26 protein-coding genes and 1 riboswitch are annotated in these 26,106 nt (G+C 30.2%); of the genes, 1 reads left to right on the top strand and 25 read right to left on the bottom strand.

Features of this window, described 5'->3' with window-relative positions; translation table 11 throughout:
* Positions 1 to 109: 109 nt before the first annotated feature.
* A riboswitch (Lysine riboswitch) is annotated at positions 110 to 286 on the bottom strand.
* Positions 287 to 485: 199 nt separating this feature from the next.
* From eutM to proB, 22 genes are all read right to left on the bottom strand, one after another.
* On the bottom strand, positions 486 to 776 hold the full coding sequence (gene eutM, locus ACYUE0_RS06940) for an ethanolamine utilization microcompartment protein EutM (protein WP_061994454.1): 291 nt from the start codon (positions 774 to 776) through the stop codon (positions 486 to 488).
* A gap of 77 nt (positions 777 to 853) precedes the next feature.
* On the bottom strand, positions 854 to 1,504 hold the full coding sequence (locus tag ACYUE0_RS06935; protein ID WP_061994455.1) for a phosphate propanoyltransferase: 651 nt from the start codon (positions 1,502 to 1,504) through the stop codon (positions 854 to 856).
* Positions 1,504 to 3,114, bottom strand: a complete 1,611-nt coding sequence (locus ACYUE0_RS06930) for an acetaldehyde dehydrogenase (acetylating) (protein WP_061994456.1) — start codon at positions 3,112 to 3,114, stop codon at positions 1,504 to 1,506. The genes ACYUE0_RS06935 and ACYUE0_RS06930 overlap by 1 nt, the downstream gene beginning before the upstream one ends.
* A gap of 34 nt (positions 3,115 to 3,148) precedes the next feature.
* Entirely contained in the window at positions 3,149 to 3,850 is a 702-nt protein-coding gene (locus ACYUE0_RS06925) for a BMC domain-containing protein (protein ID WP_199869541.1), read from the bottom strand.
* Positions 3,851 to 3,870: 20 nt separating this feature from the next.
* On the bottom strand, positions 3,871 to 4,533 hold the full coding sequence (locus tag ACYUE0_RS06920) for a cupin domain-containing protein (RefSeq protein ID WP_061994458.1): 663 nt from the start codon (positions 4,531 to 4,533) through the stop codon (positions 3,871 to 3,873).
* 78 nt (positions 4,534 to 4,611) lie between these two features.
* Positions 4,612 to 4,875, bottom strand: a complete 264-nt coding sequence (locus ACYUE0_RS06915; RefSeq protein WP_010293430.1) for a EutN/CcmL family microcompartment protein — start codon at positions 4,873 to 4,875, stop codon at positions 4,612 to 4,614.
* Between the two features lies 1 nt (position 4,876).
* On the bottom strand, positions 4,877 to 5,173 hold the full coding sequence (locus tag ACYUE0_RS06910; protein ID WP_061994459.1) for a BMC domain-containing protein: 297 nt from the start codon (positions 5,171 to 5,173) through the stop codon (positions 4,877 to 4,879).
* A gap of 18 nt (positions 5,174 to 5,191) precedes the next feature.
* A complete protein-coding gene (gene eutJ / locus ACYUE0_RS06905; protein ID WP_061994460.1) occupies positions 5,192 to 6,037 on the bottom strand; it encodes an ethanolamine utilization protein EutJ in 846 nt (281 codons plus the stop codon).
* The gene (locus ACYUE0_RS06900; RefSeq protein ID WP_061994461.1) at positions 6,019 to 6,744 is read right to left on the bottom strand and encodes a hypothetical protein; all 726 of its coding nucleotides are present in this window, start codon (positions 6,742 to 6,744) and stop codon (positions 6,019 to 6,021) included. Before ACYUE0_RS06900 ends, eutJ begins: the two co-directional genes overlap by 19 nt.
* Positions 6,745 to 6,750: 6 nt before the next feature.
* Complete coding sequence (locus ACYUE0_RS06895; RefSeq protein WP_460269983.1) at positions 6,751 to 7,197, bottom strand: EutP/PduV family microcompartment system protein; 447 nt, start codon at positions 7,195 to 7,197, stop codon at positions 6,751 to 6,753.
* Positions 7,194 to 7,547 (bottom strand): BMC domain-containing protein, encoded by a 354-nt coding sequence (locus tag ACYUE0_RS06890; protein ID WP_010293436.1) that lies wholly within the window; start codon positions 7,545 to 7,547, stop codon positions 7,194 to 7,196. The genes ACYUE0_RS06895 and ACYUE0_RS06890 overlap by 4 nt, the downstream gene beginning before the upstream one ends.
* 33 nt (positions 7,548 to 7,580) lie before the next feature.
* Positions 7,581 to 8,534 (bottom strand): choline TMA-lyase-activating enzyme, encoded by a 954-nt coding sequence (cutD, locus tag ACYUE0_RS06885; protein WP_460269981.1) that lies wholly within the window; start codon positions 8,532 to 8,534, stop codon positions 7,581 to 7,583.
* Positions 8,535 to 8,675: 141 nt separating this feature from the next.
* Complete coding sequence (cutC, locus tag ACYUE0_RS06880) at positions 8,676 to 11,213, bottom strand: choline trimethylamine-lyase (RefSeq protein ID WP_061994464.1); 2,538 nt, start codon at positions 11,211 to 11,213, stop codon at positions 8,676 to 8,678.
* Positions 11,214 to 11,260: 47 nt separating this feature from the next.
* A complete protein-coding gene (locus tag ACYUE0_RS06875; RefSeq protein WP_199869539.1) occupies positions 11,261 to 12,748 on the bottom strand; it encodes an aldehyde dehydrogenase family protein in 1,488 nt (495 codons plus the stop codon).
* 35 nt (positions 12,749 to 12,783) lie between these two features.
* Positions 12,784 to 13,092, bottom strand: coding sequence for a BMC domain-containing protein (locus tag ACYUE0_RS06870; protein ID WP_010293444.1), 309 nt, complete (start codon positions 13,090 to 13,092; stop codon positions 12,784 to 12,786).
* 25 nt (positions 13,093 to 13,117) lie between these two features.
* Entirely contained in the window at positions 13,118 to 13,414 is a 297-nt protein-coding gene (locus ACYUE0_RS06865; protein ID WP_061994466.1) for a BMC domain-containing protein, read from the bottom strand.
* Between the two features lie 287 nt (positions 13,415 to 13,701).
* A complete protein-coding gene (locus tag ACYUE0_RS06860; protein WP_061994467.1) occupies positions 13,702 to 13,968 on the bottom strand; it encodes a hypothetical protein in 267 nt (88 codons plus the stop codon).
* A gap of 5 nt (positions 13,969 to 13,973) precedes the next feature.
* Positions 13,974 to 15,068: a hypothetical protein gene (locus ACYUE0_RS06855; protein WP_460269978.1), complete on the bottom strand. Its 1,095-nt coding sequence runs from the start codon at positions 15,066 to 15,068 to the stop codon at positions 13,974 to 13,976.
* Positions 15,069 to 15,568: 500 nt separating this feature from the next.
* Positions 15,569 to 16,399: a MerR family transcriptional regulator gene (locus ACYUE0_RS06850; protein ID WP_460269977.1), complete on the bottom strand. Its 831-nt coding sequence runs from the start codon at positions 16,397 to 16,399 to the stop codon at positions 15,569 to 15,571.
* A 1,463-nt stretch (positions 16,400 to 17,862) separates the two neighbouring features.
* The gene (locus ACYUE0_RS06845) at positions 17,863 to 19,005 is read right to left on the bottom strand and encodes a 1-propanol dehydrogenase PduQ (RefSeq protein ID WP_460269975.1); all 1,143 of its coding nucleotides are present in this window, start codon (positions 19,003 to 19,005) and stop codon (positions 17,863 to 17,865) included.
* A 205-nt stretch (positions 19,006 to 19,210) separates the two neighbouring features.
* On the bottom strand, positions 19,211 to 20,455 hold the full coding sequence (locus ACYUE0_RS06840; RefSeq protein WP_460269973.1) for a glutamate-5-semialdehyde dehydrogenase: 1,245 nt from the start codon (positions 20,453 to 20,455) through the stop codon (positions 19,211 to 19,213).
* A gap of 26 nt (positions 20,456 to 20,481) precedes the next feature.
* Entirely contained in the window at positions 20,482 to 21,294 is an 813-nt protein-coding gene (gene proB, locus ACYUE0_RS06835; RefSeq protein ID WP_061994471.1) for a glutamate 5-kinase, read from the bottom strand.
* A 630-nt stretch (positions 21,295 to 21,924) separates the two neighbouring features.
* On the opposite strand from proB, the gene ACYUE0_RS06830 reads away from it, so the two are divergent.
* Entirely contained in the window at positions 21,925 to 22,785 is an 861-nt protein-coding gene (locus ACYUE0_RS06830) for a YitT family protein (protein WP_061994472.1), read from the top strand.
* A 149-nt stretch (positions 22,786 to 22,934) separates the two neighbouring features.
* Here the strand turns inward: ACYUE0_RS06830 and ACYUE0_RS06825 are convergent, their stop codons facing one another.
* The 3 genes from ACYUE0_RS06825 to ACYUE0_RS06815 all read right to left on the bottom strand — a co-directional run bounded on the left by ACYUE0_RS06825 (position 22,935) and on the right by ACYUE0_RS06815 (position 26,103).
* Positions 22,935 to 23,894, bottom strand: coding sequence for a tRNA dihydrouridine synthase (locus tag ACYUE0_RS06825; protein ID WP_061994473.1), 960 nt, complete (start codon positions 23,892 to 23,894; stop codon positions 22,935 to 22,937).
* Between the two features lie 158 nt (positions 23,895 to 24,052).
* Entirely contained in the window at positions 24,053 to 25,258 is a 1,206-nt protein-coding gene (locus tag ACYUE0_RS06820; protein WP_460269972.1) for a M20 family metallopeptidase, read from the bottom strand.
* Positions 25,259 to 25,290: 32 nt separating this feature from the next.
* Positions 25,291 to 26,103, bottom strand: a complete 813-nt coding sequence (locus ACYUE0_RS06815; RefSeq protein WP_199869535.1) for a MetQ/NlpA family ABC transporter substrate-binding protein — start codon at positions 26,101 to 26,103, stop codon at positions 25,291 to 25,293.
* Positions 26,104 to 26,106: the final 3 nt, after the last annotated feature.

Raw genomic sequence — 26,106 nt, 5'->3', positions numbered from 1 at the left:
TTTGGGTATTTTGCTTTTGCTACAGGGTGTGTATATCTTTTTAAATATAAAAAACCCCTTAAGTAACACTTAAGGGGACATAAAATCAATATAAATATACCATTTATTCCTCAAATGTAGCTCAACACAATTTAAACTTGTGACAGTTATGCATATATTTTATACATACCCAGGTATATAACCTTAAAGCATAAGTTATATCCTTCGGCGATAACTCCTTTTCCAATAAATCATTGTGCTTACCTCATTATTGGTACTTATAAATATCGCGACCTCTACAATCAATATTCTTTTATTTAATACGTTATTTTACATATGATTTTTATATTTGTCAACAGTTTTTTTATATTTTATTTAGTATAAACCTTATTTAATTTATAATTAATCTAATTTTATTTAACTAAATTTTTATAAAAAAAGGAGCTATTGCTCCATTAATTTTTATAAGTTAATTTTGCAATAACTCCTTCATTTTAATTAAAATACTATTTTACAGCTTCTTTAGCTGTTGGAAGAATTACTTCAACCTCAGAATGTGGACGAGGTATTACGTGAACTGATGTTAATTCTCCAACACGTTGTGCAGCAGCAGCACCAGCATCTGTAGCAGCTTTAACAGCTCCAACATCTCCTCTAACCATAACAGTTACAAGTCCGCCTCCAACATATTCTTTACCTATTAAGTATACATTTGCAGCTTTAACCATAGCGTCTGCTGCTTCTATTGCTCCTACTAAACCTTTTGTTTCTATCATTCCTAATGCATCGTATTTCATTTGAAAATCCTCCTAAATATAGTTATTTTTTTATTTTATTTTTAATTATAAACTCTTATTTTAATCTTGTGGTTTTCTTATTTTACTATTGTTATTTTTGATTTTGAGTTAATGCCCATTGCATTAGCTTCTTCTATGTCAAGATGGCATTCAAGCTTTGAAGTATCATTAGCTCTAATAGCGACGTTGCTATATGTTCCGCCTCTTAAATCATCAAATTTTATTGATACTATCTCTCCATCACACACGCCTAAATTTTTAGCATCTTCAGGTGTCATGTGGATATGTCTTTGTGCAACTATTAAACCTTCTTCTAGCTGAACAGAACCTTTTGGTCCAACTAGTGTAATTCCAGCTGTTTTGCTTAATTCTCCAGACAGTCTTACATATTGTGCTGCACCAAGTTTAATACAGTCTCCCATTAGCACTTCAATTTGAGACTTACTTCTTGCTGGTCCAAGAATTCTAATTTTCTCAATTGCACCTTTTGGTCCACAAATTGTGATAGTTTCTTTGCATGCATATTGTCCAGGTTGAGATAAGTCTTTAAGTTTTGTAAGGTTATAACCTTCACCAAATAGAGTATTTATATCTTTTTGTGAAAGGTGTGCATGTCTATTAGAAACACCTACTGGAATTTCAGATGAATTTCCAGTAATTACAGCATTTGATCCTTTATCCTTCACAGCTTCTAATAAAACCTTTAGTAATTCTTCGTAATTTTCCATTAGTTGTTCCCCTTCATAGTAGCAATTATTTGATTAACTAAGTCTAAAAGTTCTTCATTTTTTCCGCTTTCATTCTTAGCTTCGCTACTACATTCAGTACAATTATTAGTATTTTTAACTGAATCATTAACTTTATTTAAAACTTCTGCTGCTGCTGCAATTTGAGCTGGGCTCATATTAATAAATTGATTTTGAACACCATGACAGTTTTCTGCAGTTTTTATACAATTGAAAGTTGGGTCATTAGATGCTAATGTTGCGCAATCTTTTAAACCATAAGTAACTCTCTTTATATTTATTAAGTGCTCTGGAGTAACATTTTCAGATGTTGAGCTTCCGCCCCAAGTTCCACAGCCTAAAGTAAATGCAGGATTAAGTCCTGTACTTGCACCTGTTCCACCTTGTGTTCCACCAGTGTTTATAAGAATACGAGATGCTGGTACCCCTGAGAATTTCATAACAATAGCTCTATCCTCAGTATGTATACTCATTGTATGTCCAATTCCGTTTTGAAGTAATTCGCAACTTAACTCATATGCTTCTTTGCTATCTTTTACAGTATAGCATCCTAAAACTGTTGTAAGTTTTTCATATGATAAAGGATTTCCTTCGCCTACTCCGTTTTGCTTTCCTATAAGTACTTTTGTTCCTTCTGGAATTGATATTCCTGCTGCAGTTGCAATAACTTGTGGGCTTCTTCCAACAAATTTAGCATTCATAGCATGTCCGTTTTTGAATAATAATTTACAAACTTTATTAGTTTCTTCTTCAGTCATGAAGTATCCACCTTGTTTTTTGAACTCTGCAACAACTGCGTCGCAGTTACATTCTTCACATACTATTGATTGTTCTGATGCACAAATTGTACCATTATCGAAAGTTTTACTTGCCATAATATTTCTAACAGCTTTTTCGATATTAGCTGTTTTTTCAATATATGCTGGAGAGTTTCCTGCACCAACACCAAGAGCTGGTTTTCCTGCACTATAAGCAGCTTTAACCATTCCTGGACCACCTGTAGCTATTATTATAGCAACTTCTTTGCATTTCATTAATTCGTTAGTAGCTGCAATTGTTGGAGTATGTACTACACTTACAATGTTTTCTGGTGCACCAGCTTCAACAGCTGCATCATTCATTAATTGAGCTGCTTTAATTGTACATCTTGCTGCAGATGGGTGTGGTGAAAACACTATAGCATTACGAGATTTTATAGCTATCATTGATTTATAAATTGCAGTAGATGTTGGGTTTGTTGAAGGAACTATTCCCATAACTAAACCAACTGGATCAGCAACTTCTATAACTTTATTTACCTCATCTTCTCCAATTATACCGATAGTTTTCATATCTTTTATTGAATCATATAGTATAGTAGATGCTAAATGATTTTTGAAAGTTTTATCTTCAACTTTACCAAAACCTGTGTCCTCAACTGCCATTTGTGCTAAACAAGCAGCATTTTCTTCTGCAACTCTAACCATATTACGTAAAATCTTATCAATTTGTTCTTCAGTGTAATCAGCAATTTTATTAGCTGCTATTTTTCCAAGTCTAGCAAGATTTCTTGCTTCTTGTATTGAATATAAGTCCTTATCAAAATTTTCCATGGTACTTTCATTCCTTTCGTAAATATCACTCTAGCTAATTTTTCTCATAATATGTTTTAAATTTTGTAATTAATAAATTTTTGTCAGCTTTTGAAATTGCTCTGCCCCTAATTACAAAATCATCATATTCACGAGCTAAATTTCTAAGTTTAACAACCTTTAGCTTAGATAACATTAAAATAGTTTTTTCTATACCATCTTTATTTATTAAATTATCTATGTCATCTTTATGTAAATTTTGTAAACTCATTTTATGTAGTTTATCTGAATCAGTTTCTAAAATCTCTTGATTTTTTTCTAACTGTTCTTCTAGTTTATCTTCATGCATTTCTGCTTTTTCAGCTTTCTCTACATGTTCTTCAGTATCTTCTACATTTGCTGTGATTTTTTCTTCTGTTTTTTCTATTTCTTTTAAACCATCTTCTTTATTAGATGATGGAACTTCCAAAATTTCTTTTGAAGTGTTAGGTCCTATTATACTTTCCAATTCCTCATGTGGTCTTGGAATTACGTGCTCTGAAATTAAAGATTCTTCATCAATATTTTTAACAGCTGCTCCACCAGCCTCTATAGCTGCTTTCACTGCACCTACATCACCTGTAACTACAATTGTAACAAGACCACCACCTACATAAGTTTTTTCAACAATACTTACATCTGCCGATTTTGCCATTGTATCAGCAGCCTCAATAGCTGTAAGTAAACCTCTTGTTTCTATAAAACCAAGTGCTTGCATAGGTTTATCCTCCTAGTCTTCTATAAAAGATCAGCCCAGTTTGCTGGATATGTTGTATAAAACACTCTAGCTTTGTCCGGTGAACCCCAAACTACTTTAGAACCTGATGGTACGAATAGTACATCTCCAGGATAAGCTGTATATGTTTTTCCATTGATTTCAACTGTTAAAGTTCCCTCTATAACATAATCAATTTCCTCGTAAGTTAATTCCCAATCAAACTTTGAGTTTTCAATAACTAAAAATCCAGCACTCATTTTTGATTCTTTTTTACTTACTAACTCTTGAAAATAAGCTCTTACATTTGAATCCCCAGTGTCAAATACATCCATTTTTACTGTATTTCCTCTAACAACCTTAAGTCCGCTAGGGTCACATTCAGCATCAAACAAAAGGTTCTTTGGCTTTAAGCATTCAAGTAATTCTTGTAAAAGACCTTTGTCCATTAAAGCTCTAAAAAAGTTAAGTAACATCTCACTGTCCATGCCTTCTATACTTGGAGCTTTTTTTACTTCTAATTGCTGTGCTTTAGGCTTAGAAACTTCTGTAGTGAATTCTATTTGATTATTTATTGCAAGTTCTTTAGCTGATGGTGTGATTATCTCACTACCATCTATATAGAAAGCTTTTTTTCCACTTACTATTAACTCCTCAATATCTTTTGCACAGATTAATTTTTTCATATTTTCACATCCTTTCAAATAATCTTAGTATATATACCAATCCTAAAAACCTTTAATTATTTTAAAAAAGATTGTGCTCTAATCTAAATTACAATCACTATCAACTATTCCAACTACAACTGCATCTACTGGAATATTATCATCACCTAGCATTCTACGTGCAGCTGATCCAGTACTAACTATAACCCTATCCCCAATGCCTGCACTGATAATGTCAACAACGACAAATCTACGGCCTTCATTGGTTCCACTAATTTCTTCAGCAAGCATAAATTTGAGTCCACTAAGTGAATCTGCTTTTCTAGTAGCCCATACATTATCAATAAGTCTTGCTATTATCATATTATTTTCCCTCTTTCATTTTCAGTTGAATCTCCTTCATTGCAGCTTCAACTGATGATGTGTCACCAAAAATACCAAGTAAAACCATGTGTTGTGGACATGTACCCCTTATATCTTCAACGGTAACGCCAACAGCTTTCTCAGCAACATCTGCGACATAAATCATATCAATAAGTTTACCTTGAACAAGTCCTATTGCATCAACACTATCTAGCTCTGTTTTACAAATTCCACTCATTCGTCTTTTAAGAATATCTTTAGTGCTATTGGAAGGTGATTTTATAATTCTAAAATCCACTTTTAAACACTCCCCTTATTATTCAATAATATCTTGTGTACAACTTAATGCTATCCCAAGTGGCGTAACAAACATAGGATTTTTAGGCTTATGAGTATATACTCCAGTATTTTTATCTATAATCTCTTCAATTCCTGTCAAACAACAGGTACCACCTACTAAAGAAATTTCATTAACATCATAATCCTTAATATTATGATTAATAATTGATGCTACCTTTTCAACTACTGGTCTTAGTAATGGTAAAATTTCTTTATGATTTTTATTATCTCTTTTAAATTTATCTGCTTCTTTAAATGGCATTTTATATGCCCCTGAAATAACTAATGAAAAATGAGTTCCCCCTGTAGGTTCATCAACAACATAAACAACTTTTCCATCTTTTAAAACTGATATTCCAGTTGTTCCACCACCGATATCTACAACGGCACCATTTTCAATTTTAAGTACAGCATTTGCAGCAGTAGGCTCATCTAAAAGACATGTCAATTCAAATCCTGCAGCCTGAACTACATTTTTGATTGCTCCAGAATCTAAAGAATCTGTTCCAGGTGGAATTGCAGCAGCTGCATAAAGAAGCTCAGTATTTAATTTTTCTTCGATTTCCTGCTTAAGTTCTCTGACAATTTTTACTGCCCCAATATAGTCAACAACCATACCGTCACGAACTACATCTGCATATCTATATGCACCTGCAACAGGCTCATAATTTTCATCTAAAACCGCTAACACCACACAAGCGGTACCTAAGTCTACTCCTGTATAATAAACCGAAGATTCATTAACAATTGGTTTTTCTATAACTTCTTCAAACTTTCTAACAAAATCATCACAACGTTCGAAGTTTATTCTTTTCTCTGACATTCTTTTCCTCCTACTGCCGAACAAATCAACTGAGATAGCGAATTAATTATTGAATTAAAATTCTCTATAATTTTATTTTTTAAATCATCATCATTGTTGTATATCTCAACTATCTCAAACTGCAATTCCTGTAAAGCACAACGAAGTGTGTGCATTTTCAAAATCACATTGCTTTTTTTAAGCTGCATATGAAATTCTGTTATTTCAAAACAATCATCAAGCTCAGTTATGAAATTTGATGAATTCATTCCACTGCACGCTTTACAACTAATAGTCTCAAGAGTACCTTTTCCATTCACAACATTTCTAATATTTGATATTTTCCTGCCCAAGATTATAATGTTTTGTGCTAAAAAAATATCTTCTCTTAATATTTCACTACCAGTAACAAGAAATATTGCCTCTATAGATTTCAACTTGTAACAAAGCTTCTTCTTTAAATTCAGATCACTGTTTCTCACTTGCTTTACTATTTCAGTCTGTTTACTTTCAGTCTGTTTACTTTCAGTCTGTTTACTTTCAGTCTGTTTGTTTTGAGAAACTTTCTTCTTTACTTTTAAAGCCTTATCATTTATTTCTATTCTCTTATCAGACAAATATTGAGCTGCTCCAGGTGTAAGGCGCTGTCCCTGTTGTAAATTGTAGGTATTAAAAGGTTCTTTTCTGTATAAATCTCTTAAATACTCTTCAGTAATAAATTTCATCATTGACCTTTACTCCTCACCTTTTTCAAATAAATACTTCTTTAAAGCATCAATTCCTGTTCCCATAGGAAAACTAATATGAAAATACGGCTCTGATATACCTATATCCTTTAACTGTTGCAAACATTTCTCTTCATTTTCAGATGATAAGTCACATTTTGTTATAACCCCAATTACTGGACATCTAAAACACTTTGCAAATCCAGGGGAATACATTTCAGTACAATTAGATTGATCAATCAACATAAGCACATGAGATGCATCTTGAGCTGTTGCAATTATATGCTTGTACATCCATGCATTTTCTACATAAGCTCCTGGAACATCAATGGTATTTTTGCCATAAAGCAAATCCTGTGTTCGTCTTAAAGGACCTTCATAATCATTCAATGCATTAATTAATGTAGTTTTTCCACATCTTGAAGGACCAATTACCATTATGCGCTTTTTCTTCATGTTCTTGTAATAATAGCTGGAGTAAATCCAAGCATATCTCTTAATGTATTATTCACTGCCTCAAGTGCTGTTTCAACACTTTGAACATCTCCATTTATTACAACTGAACCTGTAAAACGATCAAGGAATCCAATTTTAACATCTGCAACTTTTGTGGCAACATCTGCTGCAATTATGGCACTTTCATATGGAGAAAGGGTTAAAATACCTATTGCTCCTTTTTCATCAATCCCTAGACGGTCATATATATCAGTCATAGGTGATGCAATAACATGAGCTATGGTAATCTGTTTTCCTGGAACTGACTCTTGTATAATACGCTGTATATTTCTATCAAGTGAATTTTCCATAAACCTTACCTCCCATCTTATTATCTATTTAAATTAATGGCGGATTACTTCTACAGGTAAATCGTATTTTTTAATCCATCCTTCTATTCTATCTAAATCTTCACTTTTCAAACTTGGGTCATCCTTTATAGGATATTCAATTCCTAGTTGGTTGTATTTATTTACCCCCATTTTATGATACGGAAGTAAATCAACTCCTCTAAAATTCTTATAATCTTTATATGGTTCTAAAAGTTCCATAACTTTTTCAATATCTTCTTGAGAATCATTTACACCTTTTAATAAAGGCATACGAATTTTTACATTGTATTTGCGACGAAGAAGTTCTTTAAGATTTTCTAAAATCTGTTCATTTCTCACACCTGTTAACTGAAAGTGTCTCTCAGAATCAATATGTTTAATGTCAAATAGGAATAAATCTGTGAATTCAGCAGCCTTAAGTACTGATTCTAGTTTTGCATAACCACAAGTTTCAATTGCAGTGTTTATGCCTTCTTGCTTACATGCCATAAGTAAACTACATGCTGCTTCAGGCTGCATTAAAACTTCACCACCACCTAATGTAACTCCACCACCAGACATTTCATAAAAAGTTCTATCTTCTTCTACAATTTCTAAAAGTTCAGAAATAGTTTTTACTTCTCCAACTATTGATATTGCAGATTTAAGACAAGCACTCTTACATTTACCACATCCGATACAGTCAATATCACGATTAACTTCATGCTTTAAAGTTTCATTAGAGATGCTATGTATTCCAACAGGGCAAGCAGAAACGCAAGCTCCACAATTAACACATAAATTACTTTTAAACATAACTCTATGTTTTTTTATCATTCCTTCAGGATTTGCACACCATTTACAGCGAAGTGGGCACCCTTGAAAAAATACTAGAGTTCTTATTCCATCTCCATCATACATATTATATTTTTGTATATTAAAAATCGTCGCTTTACGTTCAATTACACCTAATTTTCCATTACTCATATTCTTCATTCTCCAGTTTCATTTACTTTGATTTTTAATATATGTCTTAATTGAAATCTATAATCTACAGAATAATTCTGTAGATTACAGACTTTATAAAATCTAATCTAACTAGTTTCTATTTTTAAACTTTAAGTTTTATTAGAAATGTGTAAGCATAGTTCTACTGATTATTTCATCTTGAACATCTTTACATAACTCAACAAAGAATGCACTATATCCAGCAACACGAACGATTAAGTCACGATATTGCTCTGGGTGTTTTTGTGCCTCTATTAAAGTTTGGTTATCTAAGTAGTTAAACTGCATTTCTCCAAGTTGAAGAGCACACGCACTACGTAATAATGTTATTATTCCTTGCTCTCCTTCTTTTGTATCTAAAAGACCAGATATTAACTTGAAGTTATGAACCATTCCTATGTTCATATCTTCACAAGACATTTTAGAAACAGATTTTATTATAGCAGTAGGTCCTTTATAATCTGCTCCTTGTGATGGACTTATACCATCTGATAATGGCATCCATGCTCTACGTCCATTTGCAGTAGCTCCAGTCATTTGTCCAAATGGAGTATTATTTGAGATTGATAAAGTACCGTGGCTAAGCACTGAATATAATGTTTTATATTTACGATGCTCTTGTTCAGTAAAGTTGATTAGGTCAGCAGCAATATAATCTGCGTAGTCATCATCATTACCGTATTTAGGTGCTTCTAAACAATCTTTTCTTAATCTTTCATATCCAACGAAATCACATTTTAATGCTTCGTTCATTTCTTGTAAAGTATATTTTTTTTCTTCAAATACTAATTTCTTTATAGCTGCCATAGAATCTGCATAAGTAGCTAAACCACTCCATACAACTCCTGGTCCAAAGTTGTACATAGCTCCGCCTGCTTCTACACCTCTACCATTTTCCATACATCCTTCATACATCATAGACATAAGTGGTTTTGGTGCAAGATCTCTGTGAACACGTTGAGAAATTACTGTAGCAACACTTGTCCATTTAGTAATATATTTAATTTGCTCTTTAACAGCTGCTTCAAATTGCTCATAAGTTTTGAAGTTATTTAAATCTCCCATATCTGGACATACTTGTTTACCATACCATAGTGGTACACCATGATTAAGAACAAGTTCTATACATATTGGCCATTGAGTATATCCTGTAGAAGTCCATTGATATAATCTTCCTGATTTTTGAGGCTCTACGCATCCCATTAAACAGTAATCTCTTGCATCTTCTATAGAAACTCCTTTTGCTAACATCATTTTTATATGAACATCATCGAAGTGACATGCTGGGAATCCCATACCTGCACGAATAACTTCAACAATCTTCTTAAGATATTTGTGTGGTGATGCTTTATGTATACGACAAGCTAAAGTTGGTTGATATATTTTAACGTGACGAACTGCATCCATTAAAAGATATGTTAACTCGTTTGTAGCGTCACGACCTTCTCTTGTAACTCCACCTAAACACATGTTAACGAATGGTTGGTAACCTGCAAAGAATTTAGATGCACCTTCGCTTGTTAGCCACATCATTTCAGACATTTTTATAAGCATACAACCTGATAATTCAAATGCCTCAAAATCATTCATACGTCCTGATTCTATATCGTTTTTGTAGAATTCATACATATATTGGTCAACACGTCCTATAGACATACCTGTTTGGTTTTCTTCAACTACAAGTAGTGATTCTATAGTCCAAACTGCTTGTATTGCTTCCCAGTAATTAGTTGGTTTGTGAGCTGGAACTTTTGCATTTACTTCAGATATTTTTAAAAGTTCAGCTTTACGCTTAGGGTTAGTTTCTTTTGCAGCTAACTGTGCAGCATACTCTGACATACGTTTAGCATATATCATAACCCCTTCTGCAGTATCTATTAATGATTTGTAGAAGTAAATTTTCTCTATATCTTCTGGTACTTCGTAGCTAAGTCCTGTTAATTTTTCTTCTGCTTCTTTTATTATGTCAAGCATACCCTTTTTCATTAATATAACGTCATATCCTGGGTTAGAGTCTCCTCCTCCATTTAATGCGTGATATGAACAATCTGAAACAAAAGATTCTCCTGAAAGTTCCCATACTCCAGCTTCACGATATTGGCTTTCACAATATTCATCAACTGATTTTCCATTCCAGAATGGAAATATTTCTTCACGTAATACTTTTTTATCTTCTTCAGCTAAATAGAATGGATCTTGTGCACGAGTTCCTATTGTATCTATCTCTTCTTCTAACCATCTCCAAGATATCTCAGGAGAGAATGCTCCAGCACGAGGCTTTCCGTTTGGTGCTCCAACTATAAGCTCATGATCTTGAATTACTAATGGTGCAGTTTCACAACAATATTTAAAACACTTACCACGTAAAATTGCCTTAGGCATTCCAGGGTTTTCTTTTACCATTTTAGTTATAGCTCTTGCACGGTGAACTGTTATTGATGGTACATGCTTTAAATAGTTTTCTTTTAATTTAACTAAACGTTCTGTCATTCCATCTGGAATTTCACCATTATTGTCACATACAACATTAGTTGTTGTTTCTTCTTTTGTTATATCATTAGAAACTTTCTTAAACATTTCCATTAAACCAGCACGTTCTTCATCAGACATGTTTTTTGTAGCTTCCATAAATTTATTTGTAAACTCACGAATATCCACTTTATTACCTCACATTCTTTAATCTATTTAAATATTAAATATATTTTTTATTTTAATTCAGCTAGAATTTTTTTCAAAACACTTTCTAATAATTTGAAGTTATCACTTTCATTTGAATTATTATTTAAAACTGCATATGAAGAATTCTCTTTAACCTCTACTGTATTAACAATTTCATCTACTTTACGAACCCCATATCCAATTTTACGTACATATATCAAATTCATAGGTGAAACATTATCTGAAGTCATTCCTTGACCTGCAGACCCACTTCCTAAAGTCATTGAAGGAAATAAATTTGTAGTAGCTCCCATACTTCCGAAAGTTCCTGAAGTATTAACAAGCACTCTACCAACTGGTTTCTTCAATGCAAATTGATGAATAACTTCTTCATCCTTGGAATGTATAACGAGCGTATGTCCATGTCGTTCACTCAACAATAACTCTATACATTTTTCACAAGCATGCATCCAGTCATCTTCTATATAAAAAGCTAATACTGGACAAAGTTTTTCTCTTGAATAAGGGTTACTTTGAGAAACAAATTTTTGTTTACAAATAAGTACCCTCACATCTTCTGGAACAGTGAAGCCAGCTTTTTTAGCTAAAAACTGTGGTGATTTACCAACCATCTCTAGGTCAAGACTTCCATCTTTATAAAAGAATATTGCTCCCAACCTTTCAGCTTCCTCTTCTGTCATAAAATATCCACCATTTTTTTGAAGCTCATTCTTAACTTCACTTGCAATACAACTATCTACAACAATTGATTGCTCTGCAGCAGATACAACTCCATAATCGAAGTTTTTACTAACAATAATATCTTTAACAGCCTGCTCTATATCAGCAGTACGCTCTATAAAAGCTGGACCATTACCATTGCCACCATAGATTACTGGTTTGCCAGATTTATAGGCTTCATCAAGCATTTCTGGAACACCAGTATTCATTATAAGTGAAGCACTTTTATGATTCATAAGTTCTAATGAACCACTTTTCATTACTGTATGTAAGTATGCAAGAGCACCTTCTGGAAGTCCTACACCTTCTGCAGCTCGGATTAAAATATCAACTACTTTAAAAATTGTATTCTTAGCTCTTGGATGAGGCGAGAATATAATTGCATTCCCTGATTTAATTGCAATTAACGCTTTATATATTGTTGTAGAAACAGGACTTGTAGCTGGACAAAAGGCTATAATAACCCCCATTGGAACTCCAACATCCATTGTGCTATTTTCTTTATCTTTATTAATTACCCCTACACAATTCATGCCTTTAAGTCTATTTTTTAGATACTTACATACAAAGCGATTTTTAATATATTTATCTTCCCACTTTCCATATTCAGTTTCTTCATTAGACATTTTTGCAAGTTCCTTTAAATGTTTTTCAACTTCTTCAGCCATACGTTCAACTATCTCATCAAGTTTTTCTTGTGGGAAAGTCGCTAATTTTTTTTGTGCCTCATAAGCATTTTCAACAAGAATTCTCGCTTCTTGAATGGAGAGTAAATCATTATCTATAATATTCATTTTCTCCCCCCCTCTCCTTAGAAAAAATTTTACTTTTACTCAGCTATAAGATTTACAAGCTCATAACGTTTTATTATTTTTTCAATATCTTGGTGTGGTCTTGGAATAACCATTGAACTATAAAGATTTGCACCTTCCATTGCTTCAACTGCTGCAACACCAGCATCTACTGCTGCTTTACAAGCTCCAACGTCCCCACGAACTAATACAGTTATATAACCTGATGCAACATTTGCATATCCTTCAAGTTCAACATTGGATGCTTTACACATTGCATCTGCTGCTTCTAAAGCAAAAACTAAACCAAAAGTCTCAACTAGCCCTAAAGCTTCATATCTAGCCATATGTATATCATTTCCTTTCTATATCTTATAAATCAATATCGTGTACTGAAACAATATCGCCAACTGGTCTGATAGGACGTGGCATAACATTGTGTGCTGTTAAAGTTCCAATTGATGCTGCTGCTTTAGCACCTGCTTCTACTGCAGATTTTACTGCTCCAACATCACCTTTTACCATGATTGTTACAAGAGTAGATCCAATATTTTCATATGAAATCAGCTCAACATTTGCTGCTTTAAGCATTTGGTCTGCAGCATGAAGTGCAGGAACTAACCCTATTGTTTCTACAAGACCTAATGCCTCATTTCCATAATATCTCATTGATAAGTCCTCCTTCTTGATTTTAGCTTGTACATTTTCCGCTAAATCACACAACTTTTATATGTTTTTTTATGTTTATATGTATTTTTTGGTTTGTTGTATATGTTTATTAGATTTCTTACCTTTTTATAAAAAGTAATAATATTTTTTATAGTAAAAATTTTCTAATAATTTTATTCTAAAATATGTAATTAAGAATAATTTTTTAAATAATATTTACTAAAATAATTACTTAACTATAAATTTAAGAGATTTCTAAATCATTTAACTTTTGTTAATGCTAAAAATTAATCTTTAATAAATTTATTAATTGTAGCAGCCCCTTCTTCATGTGCATGATAATAAACTCTTAACTCTTTATTTTTGTCTAAATCAATTCTTGTTTCTTCAACAAGTCCATTGGCTTCAGCTGTCATTAAAGCATTAATTATAGATTTTTTATTAAACGCCTTAAAATTTCCATACTCGCCTTTTAATGCATCTATAACATCATCAGCACAAGCTTCTTCAACTTTAGTAAAGTATTTTAAGATTGCATAGTTAAGTGGTTTCATCTATATTAAACCTCCTCTTTTTTTCTTCTAAATAAATCAAGTGGATTCATAGATATTGTAAGTATACCAAACATCATTATTACAGCTCCAACCCAAGCAACTGAAGGTAATGACCATCCATCCATTCCACCGTATACTCCTAGTACTAATAAGCAGAATAACGGTCCAAAGAATGAATATGTACCATTACATGCAGTACCAAGTCCTGCTCCACACTTACTGTTTGCAGCATACCATGTCATAAATGTCATGAATGATAAGAGACCACTTAAAGCAAACCATATCATTGCAGGTCCACTTGTGAATGCTTGTACAGCAAGATCTGCAGAAATATTTATTCCACCAGCAAGTACTCCAAAGATTGGAACTAAGATAAATAGATTTGCTATACCTGATGTTACTTGACGAATGCAAATTCCAATTTCAGGATCAATCATAGCTGTACCATATCCAGCTACACAACCTTCAAATCCCCATCCTAGAGCTGCAATTATTGCTATTGAAATACCAATAATAGTATTTTTTGAAGCACCGCCACTAAAGCCTGTACTACCAATTAAAAAACTAGCACACACACAGACTGCAATACCAAAAGCCATACGTTTATTTAATTCCTGTTTATATAAAACTTTACCTAATATAGCAGCAATAGCAGGACAAAGAGCTGATATTGGAACAACTATCGAACCGGCCATTTGAAGAGCTATAACATACGAAGTACCAGCTATTGGTCCTCCAATAAGAGCAGCTATTATCATAACACGTCCCGGTCTTGTATTAATACATCTTAAAAAATCGCCAAATTTACCTTTAACTACGGCATATGAAAGGGCCCAGATAGCACTGCACGTATCATTTATCGCATTACCAAGTGCTGCAAGTAAGTATGCTACAACAAATGCTGATAAGCCTGCTGTATTAACACCATACCAGTCCCCCCAAACTCCTTTAGTCATACCCATCGTTAGAAATGCAGTGTATAATCCATAGGCAAGTCCTGAAAATAAAGCTAGGGATACACCCTTTTTAAAGAAATTACTTGATAATTTCTTTTTTGCAGCAATTGCTTCTACACTTACTGCTTTTGAAACTTCATACATAAAATAAAACTCCTTTCAATAAATAATAAATTTTATATAATTAATAAAATATATACTCTTTCAAACTTAACCTTAATAGATTAATATTTTTGTGATTGTTATAATTTTGGACATTTTATTTTTAAACTCTCAAACAACTTTTCATTTCATACCTTGTAAGTATTTTATTCTCAAATAAATTATAGTCCTTTCCCTTTGGGGTAAAGTCAATATATAATTATTAAAAACATTTAAACAAAATTAAAAATATTATTAATTTAACTTCACTTCCAAATTAATAAACAATTATAAAACATTCACAATGTCAGCTATATCAGTTTTTAACATGATAACTATAACCATAATTTTCTTTTGTAGAAAACAATAAATATATCATTAATTCAATTTAATTTTAAAAATAAATAAATTTTTTCATTTAATAATATTATGAATTTTTATATGTTCACTCTCAATCCCCTTCTATACCTTCCCCTAGGGTCAACGTTTTCAACATGCTAAAACTAAATTTTTCTCTTAATTTTAATTAAAATTTCTGTTACAAATTTATCTGTGTTTTTGGTTGTCCAATAATCTGTTACATATCTTTCATAGGATTCTTCGCAGCATATATAATTATGATTTTTCGCCCACTCTTGCATTTTCATATAGGTTTCATTAATTGTTTCATGAGCTCCTATATGATAGCAAGCAACAGCCATCCAGCCACCAAATTCTACACTTACTTCCTCTTTACACTTTAAAATTGTCTGTTGCATTATTCGTATATTATTGCACTTCCCATTAATTTTATTTTTAAATGATGGGAAACATATAATTACAGGTCCTGTTACTGCATTATTCATATCATCTATATAATTGTTAAATTCTATATTTATTATTGAATCCATATAATCGTATTTAAAACCTTGATTTAAAAAAGTTAAAGTACGACTATCTATGTATTTTACAGCCACATCACAAGCATTATTTTCAATTACCATCTGTGCCTCAACTATTAAATCATGCCAATCTTTAACTGATCTTTTTTTTAAATTTATCTCTTTCTCAAGTTCATCTAATTCATCAATTTTTTTTCTAAACCTTTTATCAAAGAAGTCATAGGTTGTCCCTTTTAAAAACTCTCTCATTTCCTCAAGTTTAAATCCACTTTGTTTATAATACTTTATCATAGGTACAGCTAATAAATTTTTCTTGCTATAGTATCTATAGCCACTTTCATTGGCTACTTTATCTGGAGATAATATTCCCATTTTGTCATAATATCTTAATGCTTTAGTAGTTATTTGACATATTTCTCCAACTTTTCCTATTGAATATAATTCTTCTCCCATACTAAGACCACCTTTTTTATAATATTTTTAGCCTTTTTAAAATCTAAACTTGATAGACTTTAAGACTTTGAAAACTTTATCAAAAAGAATTTCCTCAACTAAATGTCTAATATTTAACAATCCAAATTACAAATTAATAGAGGAATCCTTATTATTTAAGAAAATTAATTTTATATTTACAATGTTTATTAATATTTTAAATTTATTTAACAGAGATAAGAACTCTTTGTAATTTTCAAAATATTCGTCCTAAACTTATATTTATTAAAATACCTAAGTAATTTCTCTATAATCTTTATTTAAAACTTTCTATTTTTGTTATGTGTTTAATACAACTACTTACAGCTAATAAACTTATAATTATAAGACAAATTTCTTTTAATAATAAGTAATTTAGATGAATTTTAAAATTATGATGTTACCAAAAATTATAAGGATGACTATGGTTTTAAAAACTTAATTCATATAATAAAAAATTTTTTAATAGAATTGAATTTTTAAATACACAGATTTCTTGATGATAAGAATATGCTTTTGATGAGAATTATAAATACTTAATTATGTATATCTATTATAAATATAGTTTGGTAGTTCTATAGGGAAACAAGCTCCAATTTAAATTTATTCAACAACTTTAAAATATTTTCATACAAAATGTAGTGTTGAATTCTAAGTGATTCAGAGCATGTCTCACTATTTTAGGTATCCAAGTTTTGGAATGGATAATTTTAAAAGTCAACTTGGAACCCTATAAATAATTAATGGACAATGTCAAACCTTAAAATATAATTTAAAATAATAGAAATTATAAAAGGATAGCATTCTCCTTATAAATAATATTACTTATTCTCAACATAACTGTAAAGAAGAAACTCCTTCCATTTGTTTCCTATATATGGCATTTTTAATTTACATATTTACTTTTAATCCATTTAAAAATTAAGATACTCAGTATGTTATAGGAAAACAAGCTCAAATTTATTCAATAATCTTAAAATATTTTCATACAAGATAAAGTGTTGAATTGTAAGTGATTTGGATCATCTAGCACTATTTAGGTATCCAAGTTTTGGAATGGACAATTTTTAAAATAGCCTTGGAATCCTATAAACGCTTATTTGTATTTTTAAAATAAAATCTATTTTCATCACATATTTTGCCGTCAAAATTAAGAATTCACAATAGACTTTTATCTATTAAAATATGTTAAAGTCATTATATAATTTCAAATTTAATTTTACTTCTAATTAACATATCGCTTTAGTTTAAAGCTTATTTTAGTTAAAAGTTAATAGTTTTAGTTGTTTAAATACATATGTTTTAAAATCTAAATTTAATTTTCTTAAATTGAATACATTTTTTATCATTATTTTTTAATTATATTTTATTTTAACTAAATTTTTCACATTTTGCAAAACAGATAAAAAAACCACTCATTAATGAGTGGTTTAAAAAACGATATTTTATTCAAAAATTTTATCTAAAACCATTAATAACTCTTCACTTGTTGTTTCTCTAGGATTTGCTGTTGTACAAATATCCTTAAGAGCTGCATTAACAATTTCTTCTTTTAATGTTTGAGCTAAATTCATATCAGTACCTTGCTCTTTTAATGTTTTGGGAATCATTAATGTATTTTGAAGTTCTACAATACTTTTAATTAAATTATTAACGCCAATATGTACATTTGGTGCATGTAGTTTCAATAATTTTGCAAGTCTTTGATATTTTTTAGCTGCTATACTATATTCAACTTTAAAAGTATCTTTATTTAAATTAGCATTATATTCAATAACATGAGGAAGTATCATTGCATTACTTCTTCCATGAGAAATATGTAATTTTCCACCTAAAGCATGAGCTAAACTATGAGTAATTCCAAGTCCAGCTGCATTAAAAGCCATACCTGCAAGGCATGATGCATTATGAAGTTTTTCTCTTGCTACTATATCATTTCCATCAAGATAAGCTTGTGGTAAAAATCTGAAAGCTAAAGTTAAAGCTTTTTCTGCAAGTGCATCTGAAAAATCAGTAGCATCATTTGCAACATACGCCTCTATAGCATGTGTAATTACATCCATTCCTGTATCAGCAGTTATAGCTTTAGGTACAGTTTTTACTAGTTCTGGATCAAGTATAGCATAATCTGCAAGAAGAGATTTATCTGCAAGTGCGTATTTTAATCCTTCTTGTTTATTCGTAATTACTGCATACTCTGTTACTTCTGAGCCTGTACCACTTGTAGTAGGTATAGCATAGAATTCTTCTATTGAGCAAACCCCTCCAGTAACTTTTTTTGCATATTCTCTAATAGCCTTAGCTCCGTCAATTGATGATCCTCCACCAAGAGCTATAAGAACTTGTGCATTACAGCTTTGTAACTTTTGAATACCAGCAGCAACAACCTCTAAAGATGGATCAGGTACAATATCACTATATATAGCTACTTCGCAATTATCAAGTTTTCCTTGTATTTTTGCAGCTGTCCCTGAAGTTTCCATGAACTTATCACATACAATTAATACTTTCTTATTTTTAATTTCATTTAGTCTATCTAAAGAACCTTCTCCAAAATAAACATTTGTGTTAATACTAAATTCTTTCATATCTCTCTTCTCCTATTAAAAAATATTTAAGATATAAATGAAATTAGTTATTTTTAGTTTAAATATAAAATCAACTTACAATTTATAACAATCAAATTATAACAATCAAAGCAAGTCTATATAAACTTTGCTTATTTTATTATATCAATATTGCTTTCACAATACAATACTGTTAGAAAAGTCAATTTAATTTTAATTATAAATATTATCTTATTTGACCATTTCCAAATATTATATACTTATTAGTAGTGAGTTCTTTAAGCCCCATCGGTCCTCTTGCATGTAACTTTTGAGTGCTTATACCTATTTCTGCCCCAAACCCAAATTCCTCTCCATCAGTGAATCTAGTAGATGCATTTACATAAACTGCCGCTGCATCTACTTGCTGATGAAATTTTTGAGTATTTTGGTAATCATTTGTTACTATAACCTCAGAATGTCCTGATCCATATTTGTTTATGTGACTTATAGCTTCATCTATGTTTTTCACTATCTTTATACAAATTATATAATCTAGATACTCTTTATAATAATCATCTTCATTAGCTTGTATTATATCATTTACTACTGCTATAGATTTTTCATCTCCTCTAACTTCTACTTTTCTTTTTCTTAATTCTTCTACTATTACTGAAATAAACTCTTTTGCTATATTTTCATGAACAAGCAACTTTTCTTCAGCATTACAAACTGCTGGTCTACTAGTTTTTGCATTTATAACTATTTCTTTTGCCATTTCTAAGTCACTATTTTCATCAACATAAACATGGCAATTTCCTGTTCCTGTCTCTATTACTGGTACTGTTGCATTTTCTACCACTGACTTTATTAATCCTGCTCCCCCTCTTGGTATCAACACATCTATATATTCATTTAATTTCATCATACTTTTAACAGTTTCTCTGCTTGTATCTTCTATCAATTGAATACATTCTGTTGGCAACTGAGTTTTTTCTAATGCTTTTTTTAATGCTTGTATGATTTTTTTATTAGAATTTATAGCCTCACTACCACCTCTTAATATTGTTACATTACCTGATTTTATACATAATCCTACTGCATCACAAGTTACATTTGGCCTTGCTTCGTATATTATTCCTATCACACCAAGTGGAACTCTTTTCTTACCTATTTGTAATCCATTTGGTCTAGTTATTATAGAACTTACTTCTCCTACTGGATCTTCTAGACTTGCTACTTGCTTTAAACCTTTACTCATTCCTTTAATTCTATCTTCATTTAAAAGCAATCTATCTAGCATTGCTTCTGATGTTCCCTTACTTTTTGCATTTTCTATGTCAATTTTATTTGCTGATATTATTTCACTAACATTTTCTAATAATGCTTTTGACATTTCATTTAATGCTTCATTTTTTTTATTTGTTGAAATATTTGATAATATGTACGAAGCTTCTTTTGCTTTTTTACCTTTTAAAATTAACTCTTCCATATAAAAATTCTCCCTTTACATCTTGTCTATTTTTCTTTTCCTAAAAATAAAGTCCCTACATCTTCCCCATTTAATATATCAATAAGTATACCTGGGTCTTTTCCATTTGCTAATACCATATTGGTACTATTATCAGTTACAATTTTTGCTGCATGTATTTTAGTTTCCATACCACCTGTACCTAAATTACTTCCCGCACCTTCTGCAAAACTTTGCACTTCTTTAGTTATAGATTTTACTTCCTTTATAAGTTTTGCATCTTTATTTGTTCTTGGATTAGAATCATAAAATCCATCAATATCTGATAGTATTATAAGAAGATTAGCATCTACAATAGTAGACACTATTGCTGCTAAATTATCATTATCTCCAAATCTAGATACATTTTCAATCTCATCTATAGACACACTATCATTTTCATTTACTATTGGAATTATTCTACTTTCTAACAAAGTTTCAAAAGTATTTACAACATTATTTCTACTTCTTTCACATTCTATAATATCCCTTGTTAAAAGTATTTGACCTACTGAATATCCATACTCTCCAAATAGTTTGCTATAAATATTCATAAGGGCTACTTGTCCAACAGATGCTGCTGCCTGCTTTTCTCTAATAGTTTTAGGTCTTTCCTTTAAGTTCATCTTACTTACGCCAACACCTATTGATCCAGATGTTACAAGGATTACTTCTCTCCCACTATTTATTAAATCTGATATTGACATGGCTATCTTTTCAATTCTTCTTAAATTTATATTTCCATTATCATAAGTTAAAGTTGATGTTCCAATTTTTATAACTATTCTTTTTGAATTTTTAATATTTTCACGATATTTCATTTCTCTTTCCTCTTAAGTTCCCTTCAATAATTTTATATTTTAATAAATTTTATAATATATATTATCATAAAAATATAAGTATATTATTAACATATTGTGTATAATATTAACTTTCTTTAAATTTCACTTAATATATACTATAAATTTTATATTCCCACCTTATTTCAAGCGTTTTTTGGTTCTGTAAGAAATAAGCTCAAATTTAAATTTATTCAATAACTTTAAAATATTTTTATACAAAATATAGTGCTGAGTTTCAAGTGATTCAGAGCATGTCTCACTATTTTTGGTATCCAAGTTTTGGAATGGATAATTTTAAAAGTCAACTTGGAACCCTATAACTTATATATTAAAAAATACTTATAATACTTATATTCTATATTTTAAAGAAATGGTTGATAAAAAATATAAATACTGTGCTCAATTGTAAACACAACTATTGCTTAAAATATTGGTTTCATTTTATAAAAAACAGGACAAAATCATCATATTTTCCACTCATAATAATATATAAATTGACTAATCATAAATATATATTTAAAAGTTTATATTTATAAGAATTTTTTAACATTTATTAACCCCACTACTAGCTTAATTATTACAACATTTACAATTAGGAGGAAAATTTAAATGGATACTAAAGTTTTAGACAAAGCTAATATTATAGATTTATTATTTATCATATTAGGAAGTTTTGTAAGTTCAATTGGGATAAATATGTTTTTAATACATGCTAAACTTTTAAGTGGAGGTGTCACTGGTGTAGCTCTTATATTTCAATACTTGTTTAAAATTCAAGCTGGATACATAATTCTTTTATTAAATATTCCTTTATTTATTTTAAGCTTTAAAAAATTAGATAAAAAGTTCACTATATATTCTTTGGTAGGAACATTATCATTATCTTTATCACTAATATTAACAAGCTCTATATCTAATATTTTAAATATAACCGACACATTACTTTACTGTTTATATGGTGGAGTTCTTAATGGAATAGGCTTTGGATTAATATTTGCACATCATGGATCTACTGGTGGATTTGATATAATTTCTATGTTAATTAAAAGAAAACATACCACCTTAAACATAGGCAAAATTTCTTTTGGTATAAATTTAATTATTGTTAGTATTAGTGCTTTTGTATTTGGACTAACTAGTGCTTTATATACATTAATAGCTATGTATACAACTGCTTTTGTTCTTGATAATGTAGTTAAAGGCTTAAACCAAACAAAGTCTGTCTTTATTATTACTAATAAAGAGGATTTAGTATCAAATTTTTTAATGAAAAATTTACATAGAGGAGTTACTTACCTTTATGGTGAAGGAGCTTACAGTAAAGATCAAAGAAGAATTCTTTATTGTATTATACCTCTAAGTCAATTGCCTGAACTTAAAAACATAGTTACTTCTATAGATGAAAAAGCCTTTATCTCTATTTCAGATACATCTGAGGTTCATGGCAGAGGATTTAAACAAGTCCTATAAAGTTAAAAACTATGTTGAAGTTTTAAATCAGCATAGTTTTCATTGTCCTTTACAAAGGGTGCATTTTATTTCTTTCCTATGCTCTTTAATGTTACCTTTATAATAAAAAGGAGCCTTACAAATAATCTACACTATCCTGGTATATAAAATTAATTACTAAATAATCCAGCGCCTTTTATGATTTCCTGCTCTCTAAATAAGCTTGAGACAGCATAATTATAATCATTTAAATTTTGCGCCTTCTTTATTTTCTTAGCATATTTTTTATTATCTGAAAATATGTAAATCATATATCCCCATAGTTCTTTCATTCTAAATAGAGCATTCCTATGTTCATTAAATAATTCTATGTATTTATGTAAAATTTCATCATGAAAATCTTTTAATACTTCTTTATCTATATTAGTATTATTTTTTATCTCATTAATTAACCCTGGGTTGGCTAGTATACCTCTTCCTAGCATCACTGTTTTTACTTCTGGAAAAGCTTTTATTAATTTATTATAATCATCACCAGTGAAAATATCACCATTATAACATACTGTATTGCTACTTAAAGATAATGCATCTTTAAATACATCTAAATTAGGTTTATTTCCATAAAAATCTTTTTGTGTTCTAGGGTGAATGATTAATTCTTCTATAGGATATTTATTATAAATTTTTATTAACTCATAAAATTCTTCTGGATTATCTTTTCCTATTCTGGTTTTTACAGAAATTTTCATATCCTCTATTTTAAATATCTCATCTAAAAACATATTAAGCTCTTCTCTTTTGGCTAAAAACCCTGAGCCTCTATTTTTCGACACAACCGTTCCAGCAGGACATCCTAAATTTAAATTAACCTCGTTATAACCTAATTGCTGTAATTTTCTAGCAGTGATAATAAACCCCTCTGCATCGTTAGTAAGTATTTGAGGCACTATATTCATCCCATTGTTATTTTCAGGCAAAATATCTCTTAATTCTTTAGTTTTAAGACTTCTACTTGTGTTTGGAACGATAAAAGGTGTAAAGTATTTATCAATATTATGAAAAAATTTCTCATAAGAATTTCTATATATGTATCCTGTAATTCCTTCCATTGGTGCTAAATAATATTTCATTTAATAACTCCTTTATAAACATTCTAAAAACATTATATCAACCTTCTTTTTTCTTATCTAGTTAATATTAATTATATTTTATATGTAATATTAATCACTTTATTTAATCCTATAAAAAAACACGACAAAACTGTCGCGTTTTTATCATAGTAATAGTTCTACTTTAAGTTTTTATTATTCTTAAATTCTTCTTTTATCTTCTCAAGTTTCTCATTGTTTACCAAAAGATTAAGTGCAACTAAAGAAAGTGCTTTTATACCTATGATCAAAGATTTATCCCCTTCTTTAGAACACGCAGCTTCACAAAACTCTATAGTATGACCTACTAAACTCTTTGGACCTATTTTTATATGGGAATGTAAAGTTGGAACAACATGGCTTACATTTCCTGCATCAGTTGATCCAAATCCCTTTGTTGGATTCTTGTTTACCCATTCACCTAATTCTTCCATAACCTCTACAAATAAATCGTTAAATTTATTATTTACATAGAAGTTATCTACTTTATTTTGAAAAAATTTCATTTTAATAGTAGTTCCAGTACTTAAAGCTGCTCCCTTAGCTATATTCTCTACTTTTTTTGTTACTTCATTTAATGTTTTTCTACTTTTGGCTCTTAAATAAAATCTTGCTTTTGCATAATTTGGAACTATATTTGGAGCATCTCCTCCATGAGTTATTATTCCATGTATTCTAGCATCATCTGTTAAGTGTTGTCTTAAAGCATTTATTCCATTGAAAAGTTGTATAACTCCATCTAGTGCATTTATTCCTTTTTCTGGACACCCTGCTGCATGCGCTGACTTTCCTGTAAATTCAAAATCAACTGGGTCTACTGCTAAGCTAGTACCTGTAATAGATGTTTCATTTGATGGATGTATCATCAAGCAGGCATCAACATCTTCAAATAATTTATATTTTACAAAACTTCCTTTTGCACTTCCATTTTCTCCACCTTCTTCTGCTGGGCATCCATATACTCTGATTTCTCCTCCAATATAATTTAATTGAGTAGCTAACGCTATTGTTGCTGCGCAGCTTGCAGTTCCAATTATATTATGACCACATGCATGACCAAGACCTGGTAGTGCATCATACTCCGCTAAAAACCCTATTATTGGACCTTTTTTATTTTCTGATTTCTTTTTTGCTATAAATCCTGTTGGATGTCCTGCAATATTAGTTTCTACTTTAAATCCATTTTCCTTTAATAAACTACTTAGCATTTCACAAGCAAAGTATTCTTCATTTCCAACTTCAGGATTACTGTGTATTTTATGACTTATATTTATATATACACTTTTATTATTTTCTATTACATCTAGTATATTATTCTTTATTTTATCTATATTTAAATCTCCCATTGTATTCCACTATTCGTCTAGTTCCCCATTATCTAAAATGCTGGAATTGACTCTCCTTTGTATAATTTATTTATAGCCTTTTTTATATCTTCTGACTGATAAGCTTGAACTACTTTTTTATAAACTTCATTATCTTTATTTTCTTCTTTAGTTGCTATTAAATTTATATATGGTTTTAAAATTTCTAAATTAGAATCTTCTATAAATAGTGCATCATTTGTAGGAGATAATTTTGCATTTACTGCTACACCACTATTTATCACTGCTAGATCTACATCCTCTAGTGACCTAGGTATTTGTGTTGCTATTAGCTCGATTATTTCAATATTTTTGGTATTATTAACTATATCTTTAAGTGTTGGCAGAAGACCTATATCATCTTTTAATGTTATCAATCCAGCACTTTGAAGAAGTATTAATGCTCTTCCTAAATTTGTTGCATCATTTGGTACAGCTATTTTGGAGCCTTTATTTATTTCTTCAAGTGATTTTGCTTTTCCTGGGTATATTGCCATAGGTGAAAATACTGTATCTCCAATGGATACTAAATTTAAATTTCTTTCTTTATTAAAGTTTTCTAAATAAGCATGGTGCTGAAATGCATTTATGTCTATTTCACCTTCATTAAGTGCTATATTTACTTTTGTATAATCTGAAAAACTAATTATTTCTAAATCTATATCTTCTTTTGCTAATTTCTCTTTTACTAAATCCCATATCTCATGTTCTTCTCCTGTTACACCTAGTTTTACAGTTTTTGTATCTTCGCTAGATGTATCACTACACCCTACTAAGCTAAATGCAGCTATTATTAATATTAAAAGTACTATGAATATTTTTTTCATAAT

The organism is Clostridium sp. CTA-19 (genome assembly GCF_054767855.1).
This window is presented reverse-complemented; position numbering and strand designations above follow the sequence as displayed.